The sequence below is a fragment of the Bacillus sp. AM1(2019) genome, from assembly GCF_009906915.1.
GTDB lineage: Bacteria > Bacillota > Bacilli > Bacillales > Bacillaceae > Bacillus > Bacillus velezensis.
Genome location: NZ_CP047644.1, coordinates 1,165,693 through 1,179,587, shown reverse-complemented (window position 1 = coordinate 1,179,587; position 13,895 = coordinate 1,165,693). Strand labels below are relative to the sequence as shown.

The following is a 13,895-nucleotide window of genomic DNA, read 5'->3' as shown; positions in this document are numbered from 1 at the left end:
ACAAAATAACTTAATATTTTTCTAAACTTTAATTGTGTTCCGTCTTTTCTGATTATTTTATGTAAAGAAGCTGTAACAATAGAGTGAACAAGTTCATTATAATGAAATGAATAATTTATTGCAATACTATTTTCTCAATTTAAAATATTTAAATTTGGTCAGTTTTTCTGTCAAAAAGGTGATACACTTCTATAGTTTAAAGCATGACCTAACTAAATTTTTTTATCACAATTTCCAGTTCATATTGCTTTTTACATATAATATTCGTTATACGAAATGTTGATATGCGTTATCATTTAAGCATTTTCAGTTCTTTTTGAGGATTTCCAGCCCTTAAGCAAACTGGAAATAAGCTTGTATTCCTCTGATGACATTTGGCTATAATTGATTTATAATAGATCAATCAAATACATTTGTTGTGATTGCGATGATGAAGAGTAGTACACATTTTCACCCGTTTAAAGAGAGTCTGCGGTGCTGGGAGCAGGTAACGGGCGATGTGGAATGGACTTCTGAGCAGCTGACCGAACGTTAGTAGGCCCAGCCGGAGCAGCCTCCGTTACCAACGTCTCGAGCGATTCCATTGTAATGGAATAATCAGGGTGGCACCACGGTTCATTCGTCCCTTTTTTCTACGGGAAGAATGGGCTTTTTTTATTATGTTTTAAGAAATGAGGTAAGAAATATGAAGAAAACGATTTTTTCAGGCATTCAGCCGAGCGGTTCCGTTACCCTCGGCAACTACATCGGCGCAATGAAGCAATTTGTCGATTTGCAGCATGACTACAACGGCTACTTCTGTATTGTCGATCAGCATGCGATTACGGTTCCGCAGGATCGGCTTGAGCTGCGGAAGAACATCCGCAACCTCGCGGCTCTTTACCTGGCCGTCGGACTTGATCCCGAGAAAGCGACCCTCTTTATCCAGTCGGAGGTTCCCGCTCATGCCCAGGCGGGGTGGATGCTCCAATGCGTCGCATATATTGGCGAGCTTGAGCGGATGACGCAATTTAAAGATAAGTCAAAGGGCAAAGAAGCCGTCGTGTCAGGACTGTTAACCTATCCGCCGCTGATGGCTGGCGATATTTTACTGTACGGAACGGATCTTGTTCCGGTCGGAGAAGATCAAAAACAGCATCTTGAACTGACCCGCAACCTGGCGGAACGCTTTAATAAAAAATACAATGACATCTTCACGATTCCTGAGGTGAAAATTCCTGAATCAGGCGCGCGCATCATGTCACTGGCTGATCCGCTCAAAAAAATGAGCAAATCAGATCCGAACCAAAAGGCATTCATCACGCTGCTTGATGAGCCGAAGCAGCTCGAGAAGAAAATCAAGAGCGCCGTGACTGATTCTGAAGGCATTGTAAAGTATGATAAAGAAAACAAACCGGGCGTTTCTAATCTTTTGACGATCTATTCTATTTTAGGAAACACATCAATTGAAGAATTAGAAGCTAAATATGAAGGCAAAGGGTACGGTGAATTCAAAAGCGATTTAGCCGAAGTCGTTATCGGCGCATTGACACCGATCCAAGAGCGCTACCGTGAATTAATTGAGAGCGACGAACTTGACCGCATTCTCGACGAAGGAGCGGCGCGCGCAAACAAAACGGCCGGCAAAATGGTGAAGAAAATGGAAAACGCCATGGGTCTCGGACGGAAAAGAAGATAAAGAAAAGAGGCGGGAGAATCCCCGCCTCTTTTTTAGTTCACTTTTGATTCCTGCTCCATTTCCCAAAGCTTTTCGAAAAACGGCTGCCCTTTAATCAAATTTTCACAGAACGCAAGATGTTTATCTGACCAGCCTTCAATTGTTTCATTGTAAAGCATGTCCCAAATCTCTTCAAAGCTCATCCGTTTGATCTGCTCATACATATGCGGATTCCATTCCGTGTACCAATATACAATTTCCGCACGGTTTTTCAGCCCTTTCAGCTGGTCGAGCGCCATAAACATCAGCTGCTTGATCTGCCGCTCTTTTCTCGTCAGCCCTCTGACGTGCTCCGGCGCCAATGACAAAATGTGATATTCCTTTGAAGACTCCAATTGCGCCGGCTCAAATTGAAACGATTCCGGTTCTACATCCTTTACCATTTCATAAACAAGCTGCTCCTGTCTCGGAATCAGGCGGCTCTTTCTGACCGGAATCGTATACCCGATCGTATCCACGGCAATGATGCCGATCCCGTCTGTCACGACAAAACAATACTCCAGCTTTGTCCGCTCATGATTTTTTCGCACATATGACTTTTGGTGGACTTGGTCAAGCAGCTCTTTCGGAAGCTCTGATAAGTCGTTTTCTATGTAATGAAATAATACCGACGGCACTCTGAGCAGCGGCGTCTGATCCAAAAGCTCAACCGTGTCTTCCTTCCGCCATTCGTGAAAATGGCATACATTGTAGCCGTTTTCTTCCCCTTCAAACCAATTGACCCATACATCATGAAGAAATAACATATTCGACCCCTCACTTTATAAAAACTGTTGTCCACAGTATAGGCAAGGGGTAGATAAATTATTCCATTTTAATATGAGATTTCCGCTTTGTCCTCAATTGAGCCATATTGCTGGGCTTTTTTTCAATTGATAATAAGGCTTTGTATCCTTTCATTTTAATAGTAAACAGTGAAACAAGCACCAACAATCCGCCCGACAGTGCTGTGATGAGGACGACACCAAAATACTTTGATAGCAGACCAGCAATTAGAATCCCCATTACAAGACCAAAATTTGAAGACATCTGCAACATTGCCATAGCACGGCCTCTATATTCGGAAGGCGTTAATCCTAGAAATAGACTGCTTATTGGTACATTTAGAAAAGCGTTCATCAACCCTATTCCCAATACCCATAGGTAAACCGGAAGTAAACCGGCCCATTCTTCTGCACGTTCTAAAGGAATCACCGTGAGCATCCATATTCCCATCAAAACTGTGGTGACTAAAAGCAAATAACCAGGCTTCAAATATCTTAAAAGCAAAGGGCCCATCATTGCACCTATGACTGCACCGATTCCAGCAACTGCTTCAATCATTCCAAAATGAAAACCAGGCACTTGAAATATATGTAGCAGCAATGAATTAGAAGTCGTATTGAAAATTCCAGCCGCAAACATTACTTGCGCCAATAGCAGGATTAAAAAGGAAAGCGGAGCAGTTTTAAGAATGACTTGAACACCTTCTTTAATGGAACTGCTCATAGGTTTTATAACTGATGGATTCTCAGTGTTCGCTAACTGCTGTTTTTTTAATGTCACTACTGTTACTGAGATGAACAAAGCTGAAAAGAAATAGGTAGCGGCGTCTATGACTAAGAGATATGATGGTGATAAAAACATCAACAAGATTCCCGCAAAACCCGGTCCTGCAATCTGCATAATAGAATATATGCTTTGTGACACAGCCATGGCTTCAGAAATATATTTCTCACCTGCTACAATCGGTACAAAAGATGAACGTGCAGGGTAAAATAAAGCACTGCCTACCCCTGATAAAAAGACCAAAACGATCAGTGCGTAAGGATACTGTACTGTAAAAACCATAAGAATTAAAATAACGGCACGATATAAATCAGCGCCAATCATAACAAAATGTTTTTTAAATCGATCTGCAATTGATCCAGCAAATAAGCCGAATAAAATCATCGGAGAGTATTGACAAAAAAGCACAAATCCAATTAGCAAAGGGTCTTGCGAAGCCGTACCGATGATATATAAAATTGCAATGGTTGTCAGCCCGTCCCCGAAACGTGACAGAAGCTGGGCCAGACAAAAAGTAATAAATGATGTGTTTTTAAAAAGAGGAACCATTCATTTGACCCTTTCCGTCTTTTTTTTCTAAAATATATTATTCACCCACTGTCTAAGTATATGGGATCTTATTCTACCCATGAAAAATGCGTGCTATTAAAATAACACGCATTTTCTGTGCAATCATAAATTATTAATCTTCAATAATAATTTTTATTCCTCTCTTCAACTTTTTCACCCCCTTTCAAGTTTTCACTTAGAACAGATAACCAATATACTAGGAGATTCAATAGTATACTCACTTCCATTAAAATCCCCGTAAATATGTTCAATGTTAAAACCCGTTTGTTCTAATGCGTTTTTTATTTCAGTAACAGTATATAACCTCATTGTTATAACATGATGACTTGTTTTATTATTGATCAATCTTGTTTGGTTTATTTTCAGTGTGCCATTTAATAAATCAAGACTTCTTTTCTCTAATGCATAACCTGATTCATCATTACCAAACCAAATGATAGGGTTAAAATGTTTAATTAAATACTCTCTATTTGCAAGATGCAACAATAATTTACCACCAGTTTCTAAGCATAAATACATTGTTTCCAGCATCTTTTTGTTTTCTTTATCGCTCATATATACAATAGATGTTTCCATATTCAAGACAACATGATATCTATGTTTTGGTACAAAACACCTCCCATCCGCTAAAAAAGTGGGAACATGAGCATTAGATTTATCACTTATATGTTTCAGGAAGTTTTCATTAATATCTAATCCGTGAATATTGTAGCCTTCTTCCCACAGCTTTAGTAAATGTCTTCCATGACCGCAGCAAAAATCCATGATTTTAGGGTTTTCAAAATGCTTTAAAATCCTATTCTTAATGAAGTTAATTTCATCATCCAGATCTCTAGCAAGCAAATTTGAATAGACTTCTTGATAAGCTGAATTAAAAAATTCAGTGCCTTCATCTGAAATAGCATTCTTAGAGTCATGAATCAAACTGTTCCCTCTTCCCTTTTTATATTAAATATGTATTATTTTGTAATTATATTATAACTATGTTCTTCGTCTATTTCAATGAATAAATTTATTTTTCTGATTATTTTGATTCAAAAGAAGACTCTAGTTAGCATAATTTTCACTTAACGTAGAGTCCAAAAGGGATCATTTCACATTTTTCGGATCAAGCGCATCACGCAGCCCGTCACCGACAAAGTTGAAACACAATACAGTAAGAAGGATGAACAATCCCGGAAATAACGGGTACCACCAAGCCTGAATCATAATCGTAAAGTTCTGTGCATCCTGAAGCATATTGCCCCAGCTTGCGATCGGCGGCTGGATACCGAAACCGAGATAACTCAGCGCCGATTCGGCCAGAATAACCGATCCGACTTTTAAAGTGGCTGACACAATAATTGGTCCCAGCGCATTGGGCAGGATATGTGAAAAAATAATTTTATGTGTTTTTGTTCCGATTGTTTTAGCGGCTAATACATATTCTCTCGATCGCAGGGATAAAAATTCTCCCCTGACCAAACGAGCGGTTGTCGTCCAGCCTGTCAGGCAGAAAATTAAAATTAATTTGTCCACGCCTGGCTTAAAGATTGTAACAAGCGTAATCAATAAGAAAATATCAGGAATGGAAAGAACAATATCCACTAACCGCATAATAACAGCATCTGCGAAACCTTTAAAATAGCCCGCTACCGCTCCTAAAATCGTCCCGATAAAAATAGAACCGACAACAGAGGCAAATCCGACTAGTAAAGAGATTCGCGCGCCGTACAGAATCCGGCTGAAGATGTCACGTCCGAATTTATCCGTTCCCATCAAATGTTCTAGACCCGGCGCTTTAAATTTATCAAGCAGGTTTTGCTGCTCTTGAGAATAAGGAGCAATCACCGGCGCAAAAATCGCTGACATAATAATCACGAACAGAATAACAGCACCTGCAACCGCCAGTTTATTTTTCGAAAACTTTTCCCAAAAGATTTTTGTCATGGTTTCCGGTTTCTCAGCAATATTTTCTTTCAGCCCGATCTCCGGTGACGGAGATGTGTTCAGCTCAGCCATCGATGTCCCCCCTTTTAATATTCAATTCTCGGATCAACCACTGCGTATAAAATATCAGCGACAAGGTTGCCGATGACCACAAGGACAGCTGAAATGACGGTCATCGCCATAATGACGGGATAATCACGCTGAAACGCTGAATCAACAAACAGCTTTCCTAACCCCGGCCATGTGAAAATTTGTTCGACAACGACAGATCCTCCGATAAACGAGGGAATCATCAAACCGAAAATTGTAATGACGGGTAATAATGCATTTCTCAATCCGTGTTTAAATAATACACGGTTCTCTTTGAACCCTTTCGCTCTCGCTGTACGGATATAATCCTGATTTAATACATCAAGCATATTGGATCTCGTGTATCTCGTCAGTCCGGCCATGTCAGCTGTAGCTAATACGAATGCAGGCAGAATTAAATGATGAATCCGGTCAAATATATTGAAATCGGAATTCAGCGTCTCGACACCGCCGGTCGGAAACCAGCCGAGATTTACTGATAAAATCATAATCAAAATTAATCCAAACCAAAAGTTTGGAATGGCCAGACCTATAAATGAGGTAAACGTAATGCCATAGTCGAGCTTTGAATAAGGCCGCTTTGCCGACAGGACACCAAACGGAATAGAAATCATAAGAGCCAAAATCGTTGAAACGAGCATCAGCAGCAGCGTATTGGGCATTCGGGCCATAATCAATTCTGAAACAGGCGTTCCTTTTCTGACAATTGACGTTCCGAAATCGCCCTGCACCATGTTGCCGAGCCACTTTAAATATTGAACGTACTGAGGATCATTCAAACCGTATTTTTCAATAAACTGCTCTCTGTCAGCCTGGCTGATTTTCGGGTCCATCATTAATGTCATCGGATCTCCGGGCGCGGCTTTCATAATAACAAATGATAAAATTGTAATTCCCAATAAAATCGGGATAGACATTAAGGTTCTTCTGATAATATATGCAGCCATATACTTGTCCCCCTTTACTTTCCTTATTAAAAACAGAAGAGGGAGAACACGCTCTCCCTCCCCTTTAAGGGATAATTATTTTGCAAGCCACCATTTTTCGATATTATATAAATCACGTTTCGGATGGTATTTGTATCCTTCAAGATTTTGCGGCATTGCCATATGGTTGTTAGGGTAATACAAGAACGTATACGGCTGATCTTCCGCAATTTTTTGATAAATCTGCTCATATTCTTTGGAATATTGCTTTCTGTCACTGATTGATTTTGCATCTTTCATGAGTTTATCCGCTTCGGCATTTTTATACCAAACGTAGTTTAAGCCCTTTTTAATCTGGCTTGAATGGAAGATGTCATATTGATCCGGGAATGTGGATAAACTCCATCCCATGACCATTGCATCAAAATCCCAATTCGGAGGGTTCATTTGTTCAACGAGAGCGCTCCATTCAACGATCTGGGTCTTCACTTCAATGCCGATTTTTTTCAGCTGTTCCTGGACGACGACAGCGATGTCTTCACGGACTTTGTTTCCTTGGTTCGTTTTAAGGGTAAACGAGAATTTCTTTCCGTCTTTATCCAGGATGCCGTCACCGTTTGTATCTTTCCAGCCGGCTTCTGCAAGCATCTGTTTCGCTTTTTTCTCGTTGTACGCAAATTTCGGAACTTCTATATCTTTAGGATAGTTCCAAGATAAAGGGGATTCTGGAATGTAGGCTACCTTGCCGTCTCCGTCTAATACTTGGCTGACGATTGACTCGCGGTCAAGAGCGGTTGTCAGCGCCTGACGGACCTTTTTATCTTTAAATAATTCATTTTTTTCATTCCACCCGATGTACACGTAACTTAATGCCAAATCAGTAACGACTTTCAGATTATTAAATTTTTCAGCCGTTTTGTAGTCAGTGGCGGGCACATTAAAGAAATTAATATCGCCTGCCTGCAGCTGAGCAACGGCAGCATTTGCGTCGGGAATGACTTTATACGTTACAGTATCTAAATACGGTCTTCCTTTAAAATAATCATTATTCGCTTCGAGTTTAATATATTGGCCCTGCTTCCATTCTTTAAACTTAAATGGTCCTGAACCGATCGGTTTCTTTCTGTTAAACTCATTTTCTTCTAAATCAGCAATCGGAACATTACCGAGAATGTGCTTCGGCAGAATGGCTGTGCTGTCTAACGCATTATTGTAAAAATTACCGTCTTTATATTTCAGCTTGAACAAGACTTCGTAATCGCCTTTTTTCTCTACGGATTTCAGCATTTCATATGTTGATCCTCGTTCTCCCTTGTAATCTTTGCTTAAAGGGACACTGTACGTAAATACGACGTCATCTGCAGTCAGTTCTTTTCCGTCATGAAACTTAACGCCTTTTTTAATTTTCACATCATATGCTAGGCCGCCGTCTAATTCTTTAATATTTTCAGCGAGTGATAATTTCACATTCAGTTTTTCATCCGTTTTCGTTAAAAAGCTGTACAGCATATTTTCAATATCCGTACTTGCGTCATCCGTAGAATACAGAGAGTTAAAAAGTGTGGGTTCCCCGATTGACCCGACAACCAAATCTCCGCCTTTTTGCGGTTTTCCTGCCGGTTTGGATTCGGTGCTTGTGGATTTTGAGCCGGAGCAGGCTGACAGGAAGATGGCAAACGCCATAAAAACACTTAGCATCATCAGTGCGCTTTTACGTAATTTCATATCAATTCCCCCTTTGTGATATATATGCTGCAGCAAACTGGTTATGTAATCCGGCATACCCCCTCTCGATGCTTGTCATTTCAGGCATATAAATGGCAGGCGACGTAATGGCCGGGAGCGGCTTCTTCAAATGCCGGGATTTGTTCCTTGCAGATCGGTTTGGCCATCGGGCACCGCGTGTGGAACACGCAGCCTTTCGGCGGGTTTGCCGGGCTTGGCAGTTCTCCTTTCAGGATGATTCGTTCCCGCTTGACGGCGTCTTTTTTTCTCGTGACGGGCACTGAAGACAAAAGCGCTTGCGTATAAGGGTGAAGCGGATTGCCGTACAGCTCGTGTTTATCGGTCAGCTCCATCATTTTTCCCAGATACATGACGCCGACTCTGTCGCTGATATGGCGGACAACACTCAAATCATGAGAAATAAACAAATAGGTCAGGTTGAATTCTTCCTGCAGTTCTTCCATCAGATTGATGACCTGGGCCTGAATGGAGACATCGAGTGCGGAAACGGGTTCATCCGCAATAATCAGCTCGGGATTCAACGTCAGAGCCCGCGCAATCCCGATCCGCTGGCGCTGTCCCCCGGAAAATTCGTGCGGATAGCGGTTTGCAAAGCTCGGATGAAGGCCGACTTTCGCCAGCAGCTCCTCCACCCGCTCGTTCCGCTCGCTCATGCTGTACATATGGTGAGTCTGGAACGGTTCTTTAATAATGGAACGCAGCGTTTTCCTCGGGTTAAGGGATGCGAAGGGATCTTGGAAGACCATCTGGATGTTTTTGCGGACGCTTTTTCTCAGCTTATCTTCAGATAAGCCGGAGATATCCTGACCCTTAAATAGAATCCGGCCGTCTGTCGGCTTGTATAAACGGATCATCGTCCTTCCCGCCGTTGATTTGCCGCATCCTGATTCACCGACGATGCCGAGCGTCTCCCCGCGCTTCAGTGAAAAAGAAACACCGTCAACAGCCTTTATATCACCGACTTTCCTTTGAAAAAAACCGGAGCGGATCGGGAAATATTTTTTTACGTCTTTCAGCTCTAAAATCGTTTCTTGGCCTGCAGCTGTCATTTTGATTGGGCACCCTCTTCCTCATATAAAAAACATCTTACAGAACGGCCGCTTTCATGCGTTATCAGCTCCGGCTGCCCTGTTTTACATTTGTCCATCGCTTTTGAACACCTCGGGGCGAATCGGCAGCCTTCCGGAAGATTATCCGGTGTCGGGACACTGCCTTTGATCGCTTTTAATGTATCAATCTCTCCATCTATCACCGGTATGGAGTTTAACAGCCCTTCGGTATACGGATGAAGAGGGTTTAAAAATAAGTCCTCCACACTCGCGCTCTCTACGACTTGTCCGCAGTACATCACGATCACCCTGTCGGCGGCTTCGGAAACCACACCTAAATCGTGAGTGATCAGCAGAATGGAAGTATCGAATTTTTTGCAGAGGTCTTTCATCAGCTCCAATACTTGGGCTTGTATCGTCACATCAAGCGCCGTCGTCGGCTCATCAGCGATCAGAAGCTTCGGATTGCAGCTGAGCGCAATGGCGATCATCACCCTCTGTCTCATCCCTCCGGAAAGACGGTGCGGATATTCTTTCATTACTTGTTCCGCTCTGGAGAATCCGACGAGTTCCAGAAGCTCAACGGCTTTTTTGGACGCTTCTCTTTTATTCATTTTTTTATGGTATTCAATCACTTCGGTAATTTGTTCGCCGATGGTCAGCACCGGATTCAGGGAAGTCATGGGCTCCTGAAAGATCATAGAGACGTCATTTCCGCGGATTTTGCAATATTCGTTTTCGGTGAAGGAGGCCAGGTCCCTGCCTTCAAGCTTAATCGAGCCGTCCATAATTTTTCCGCCCGAGCTTTGGACAAGTCCCATAATAGAAAGCGAGGTGATGCTTTTGCCCGAGCCGGATTCTCCTACAAGAGCGACGGTTTCGCCTTTGTTAATGTGAAAATCAACCCCGTCGACTGCGGGGATCGGCTGTTTCTTTCTGAAAAAATAGGTCTTTAAATTATTCACTTCTAATAGTGTGCTCATGATACGCCCCTTTCTCATTCCGCTGAAGCAGAGGGAAACATACGTTTTGCTATCACAAAATATAGAATAGTCGAAAAATTTTATAGTTGTATATTATTACATCATTATTACAAAAGCAAGAATTTTTTAGGATAAATGTAATATCCTTAAATAATTTCCATTCTTTTAATCTATTAAAGCGTTGCCTCCAGAAAGGTTTTTGAAGGGATGGCCAATGCTTCTTTTACTGTTTTTTGATGGCCGGTTAAATATTTTTTTACTATATTGAATCCGACAGCATAGCCGAGCATTGAGGGGAAGTATCCTTTTCCGTATAACAGCTGGGAAAACATTCTGCTGTCTCTCGTTAAGCGGAGGTTCGGCTTGACTCTTTTTTCAAACAGAAAATCAAGCTGCTCGGGCGTATAGTAGGACGTCCATTCCGCCGTAAGACTTGAGCCGAACCGCTCATATACAGCATATTCTGCCAGCCCCTCCATCATGATTGTATCAAGAAATGTCTCGTCTTTTTCGTCCTTTGTCACATGTTCTAACCGGCAGACGTGATTATATTCATGTGTCATAAGGGCGGATACAGCTGAATTGGAACTATCCGACGATAGAAAGAGGAACATTTTGTCCCGAAAGGCCAGACCGGATTTTGATCCGAATTCCTGACGGATTTTCCGGTTTCGTTCATCGACGGGCAAAACGACGATCGGCACGTCCGGCCCGTTCCACTTCTCCTTTAAATAAGCTTCCTCCTTTTGAATGTGGCTGTAGCATCCTTTTTCTTTCAGCCGTTTACTGGTCCTAACGCCGTCCTTCAAATGGCGGAACATGCCGTGGTTTTGCAGCATCCCGAGTATCGGCTTCCACTCTTTCTTATCGGCCCCTGAAAAAAGCGGCAAAAGATGCGGGGCCAGATCATTTACGGATGCCGCCTTTTCCATCCATTGATATGTCTGCTTGACGCTCATACCGGTTCGCCTCCTCTTGTTGTTATCATATGCACGCACAAAAAAACCGGCCACCTTTTTCAGGCAGCCGGTCAAAAACTGTATTATTGATATTTTTTAAAGATCAAAGTGGCATTATGTCCGCCGAAGCCGAGCGAGTTGCTGAGAACGACGTTGACATCCTGCTCGCGCGCTTTGTCCGGTACATAATCTAAATCACACTCTTCATCAGGTGTTTCGATGTTAATCGTCGGCGGGATAATGCCGTCTTTAATGGCCATGACGGAGAAGATTGCTTCAATTCCTCCGGCAGCGCCTAACAAATGACCCGTCATTGATTTTGTCGAACTGACGGCAAGCTTGTACGCATGATCACCGAAAACGGTCTTAATGGCTTTTGTCTCATATTTATCATTGTAGTACGTGCTTGTGCCGTGAGCGTTGATGTAATCAATTTCTTCAGGCTTGATGCCCGCATCTTTAATTGCTTCCTGCATCGCTCTCGCACCGCCTTCCCCGTCTTGGGCAGGCGCGGTAATGTGGTAGGCGTCACCAGTTGAGCCGTAGCCGACAATTTCCCCGTAGATTTTCGCACCGCGGGCAAGCGCATGCTCAAGCTCTTCAAGCACGACGATCCCCGCGCCTTCTCCCATGACAAAGCCGTCACGGTTTTTATCAAACGGGCGGCTTGCCGTTTTCGGATCAGGATTTGTAGAAAGGGCTTTGTTTGCGCTGAAGCCCGCAAATGACATTCTTGTCAGCGGCGCTTCTGTTCCGCCCGTAATCATCGCATCGGCATCGCCGCGCTGAATGACTTTAAACGCGTCACCGATAGAGTTCGTTCCCGTCGCACATGCCGTCACCGTACAGGAGTTGACTCCTTTTGCTCCGAGAGCGATTGAGATTTGGCCTGTCGCCATATCCGGAATCATCATCGGAACAAAGAACGGGCTGACCCTTCTCGGCCCTTTAGTCAGGAAGATTTCGAATTGGGATTCAAGCGTTTCAAGACCGCCGATTCCGGACCCTACCCAAACGCCGACTCTCGGCGCGATCTCGTCTGTGATGTTCAGACCGGCATCTTGAACGGCCATTTTCGCGGCTACGACAGCGTATTGCGTGAAGCGGTCCATTTTTCGCGCTTCTTTTTTATCCATGTGATTTTCAATATTGAAATCTTTCAGTTCAGCAGCTACTTTCGCCGGATACTCGTCCGATTCCACACGTGTGATCGGTCCGATTCCGGATACGCCGCCGATTGCATTTTTCCAGCTTGTTTCGGCGTCGTTTCCAAGCGGAGACAGGGCTCCAAGCCCTGTAACGACTACTCTTTTTTTACTCATCTTGTGTGCACCTCACCTTTTTTTATCGTCCCCAGCGTATTGCTATGGCGCCCCATGTCAATCCTCCGCCGAAACCGACCATGACGATGACGTCGCCGTCTTTAATTTTGCCTGCTTCCAGTTCCTCTACTAATGAAATCGGAATGGATGCTGCGGATGTGTTTCCATATTTATGGACTGTTTTAGACATCTTTTCAACCGGAAGCTCCAAACGTTCCCGTGCCGCTTCCATGATGCGGATGTTTGCCTGATGCGGAATCAAAAAGTCTACGTCCTCTTTGGAGAGGCCGGCTTTTTCAATGACATTTACACTCGATTCACCCATTTGCCGGACGGCGAATTTGAATACTTCTCTTCCATGCATGATTGTATGCCCTTTTTCATCTAAGTACAAGTGCTGACCGCCTGTACCGTCTGCTCCGAGCTCAAATGACAGTATGCCTCTGTCGTCGCTGACCGGTCCGATGACCGCCGCTCCGGCTCCGTCTCCGAACAGCACAGCCGTATTGCGGTCGTCCCAGTCGGTAATGCTTGAGAGCTTTTCCACGCCGACCACGAGGACATGTTTGTATGTTTGCGATTCAATGAATTGTTTGGCGGTTACGATACCGTACATAAAACCCGCACATGCGGCGCTGATATCCATCGCGCACGCTTTTTTGGCCCCGAGCTTCTCTTGTATCATACAGGAAACGGTAGGGAAGGACTGGTCAGGAGTAACCGTCGCCACGAGGATCATATCAAGCTCCTCAGCGGAAATGCCGGCCTGATCAAGCGCTTTTTGCGCAGCCTCAGCGGCCATGCCGGATGAATACATATCTTCCGCGGCGATTCTTCTTTCTTCTATACCTGTTCTCGTACGAATCCACTCGTCCGATGTATCTACCATTTGTTCAAGATCATGATTTGTCAGCACTTTTTCCGGGATGTAACGGCCGACGCCAAGAATTCCAGCTTTCATTGGAAAGACTCCTTTTTTATAATGAATTTAAAACTAATTAGTTATGATCAATTATTAGTATCAGGTACTAATTCTACCCTATTTTTTTTCTGTTG

The 13,895-nt window shown here is 43.4% G+C and carries 12 protein-coding genes and 1 other annotated feature; of the genes, 1 reads left to right on the top strand and 11 read right to left on the bottom strand.

What is annotated here, in order from left to right; translation table 11 throughout:
- Positions 1-418: 418 nt before the first annotated feature.
- Positions 419-630, top strand: a binding site (T-box leader).
- Between the two features lie 55 nt (positions 631-685).
- Positions 686-1,678 carry a tryptophan--tRNA ligase gene (gene trpS / locus GNE05_RS06080; protein WP_014304785.1) on the top strand — a complete coding sequence of 331 codons (993 nt, stop codon included), beginning with the start codon at positions 686-688 and terminating at the stop codon, positions 1,676-1,678.
- 32 nt (positions 1,679-1,710) lie between these two features.
- Here trpS and GNE05_RS06075 read toward each other — a convergent pair whose 3' ends face one another.
- The 11 genes from GNE05_RS06075 to GNE05_RS06025 form a co-directional block, all read right to left on the bottom strand.
- Entirely contained in the window at positions 1,711-2,463 is a 753-nt protein-coding gene (locus tag GNE05_RS06075) for a YjbA family protein (protein ID WP_007409116.1), read from the bottom strand.
- 58 nt (positions 2,464-2,521) lie between these two features.
- A complete protein-coding gene (locus tag GNE05_RS06070; protein ID WP_043021303.1) occupies positions 2,522-3,814 on the bottom strand; it encodes an MFS transporter in 1,293 nt (430 codons plus the stop codon).
- A gap of 192 nt (positions 3,815-4,006) precedes the next feature.
- Complete coding sequence (locus tag GNE05_RS06065) at positions 4,007-4,759, bottom strand: class I SAM-dependent methyltransferase (RefSeq protein WP_044053099.1); 753 nt, start codon at positions 4,757-4,759, stop codon at positions 4,007-4,009.
- A 165-nt stretch (positions 4,760-4,924) separates the two neighbouring features.
- Positions 4,925-5,836 (bottom strand): oligopeptide ABC transporter permease, encoded by a 912-nt coding sequence (gene opp4C / locus GNE05_RS06060; RefSeq protein ID WP_039062890.1) that lies wholly within the window; start codon positions 5,834-5,836, stop codon positions 4,925-4,927.
- Positions 5,837-5,850: 14 nt separating this feature from the next.
- Positions 5,851-6,801, bottom strand: coding sequence for an oligopeptide ABC transporter permease AppB (gene appB, locus GNE05_RS06055; RefSeq protein WP_043021305.1), 951 nt, complete (start codon positions 6,799-6,801; stop codon positions 5,851-5,853).
- 75 nt (positions 6,802-6,876) lie between these two features.
- Positions 6,877-8,505, bottom strand: a complete 1,629-nt coding sequence (locus GNE05_RS06050) for a peptide-binding protein (protein ID WP_043021306.1) — start codon at positions 8,503-8,505, stop codon at positions 6,877-6,879.
- 80 nt (positions 8,506-8,585) lie between these two features.
- A complete protein-coding gene (locus GNE05_RS06045) occupies positions 8,586-9,575 on the bottom strand; it encodes an ABC transporter ATP-binding protein (protein ID WP_063095696.1) in 990 nt (329 codons plus the stop codon).
- Positions 9,572-10,558: an ABC transporter ATP-binding protein gene (locus tag GNE05_RS06040; RefSeq protein WP_160182559.1), complete on the bottom strand. Its 987-nt coding sequence runs from the start codon at positions 10,556-10,558 to the stop codon at positions 9,572-9,574. The genes GNE05_RS06045 and GNE05_RS06040 overlap by 4 nt, the downstream gene beginning before the upstream one ends.
- A gap of 173 nt (positions 10,559-10,731) precedes the next feature.
- On the bottom strand, positions 10,732-11,517 hold the full coding sequence (locus GNE05_RS06035) for a DUF2268 domain-containing putative Zn-dependent protease (protein ID WP_061046904.1): 786 nt from the start codon (positions 11,515-11,517) through the stop codon (positions 10,732-10,734).
- Between the two features lie 83 nt (positions 11,518-11,600).
- Complete coding sequence (fabF, locus tag GNE05_RS06030) at positions 11,601-12,839, bottom strand: beta-ketoacyl-ACP synthase II (RefSeq protein WP_012117277.1); 1,239 nt, start codon at positions 12,837-12,839, stop codon at positions 11,601-11,603.
- A gap of 22 nt (positions 12,840-12,861) precedes the next feature.
- Complete coding sequence (locus tag GNE05_RS06025) at positions 12,862-13,800, bottom strand: beta-ketoacyl-ACP synthase III (protein WP_007409122.1); 939 nt, start codon at positions 13,798-13,800, stop codon at positions 12,862-12,864.
- Positions 13,801-13,895: the final 95 nt, after the last annotated feature.

Coding starts and splice junctions, on each gene's coding strand:
- trpS (WP_014304785.1), top strand. CDS start 686: ATGAAGAAAACGATTTTTTCAGGCATTCAGCCGAGCGGTTCCGTTACC.
- GNE05_RS06075 (WP_007409116.1), bottom strand. CDS start 2,463: ATGTTATTTCTTCATGATGTATGGGTCAATTGGTTTGAAGGGGAAGAA.
- GNE05_RS06070 (WP_043021303.1), bottom strand. CDS start 3,814: ATGGTTCCTCTTTTTAAAAACACATCATTTATTACTTTTTGTCTGGCC.
- opp4C (WP_039062890.1), bottom strand. CDS start 5,836: ATGGCTGAGCTGAACACATCTCCGTCACCGGAGATCGGGCTGAAAGAA.
- appB (WP_043021305.1), bottom strand. CDS start 6,801: ATGGCTGCATATATTATCAGAAGAACCTTAATGTCTATCCCGATTTTA.
- GNE05_RS06050 (WP_043021306.1), bottom strand. CDS start 8,505: ATGAAATTACGTAAAAGCGCACTGATGATGCTAAGTGTTTTTATGGCG.
- GNE05_RS06045 (WP_063095696.1), bottom strand. CDS start 9,575: ATGACAGCTGCAGGCCAAGAAACGATTTTAGAGCTGAAAGACGTAAAA.
- GNE05_RS06040 (WP_160182559.1), bottom strand. CDS start 10,558: ATGAGCACACTATTAGAAGTGAATAATTTAAAGACCTATTTTTTCAGA.
- GNE05_RS06035 (WP_061046904.1), bottom strand. CDS start 11,517: ATGAGCGTCAAGCAGACATATCAATGGATGGAAAAGGCGGCATCCGTA.
- fabF (WP_012117277.1), bottom strand. CDS start 12,839: ATGAGTAAAAAAAGAGTAGTCGTTACAGGGCTTGGAGCCCTGTCTCCG.
- GNE05_RS06025 (WP_007409122.1), bottom strand. CDS start 13,800: ATGAAAGCTGGAATTCTTGGCGTCGGCCGTTACATCCCGGAAAAAGTG.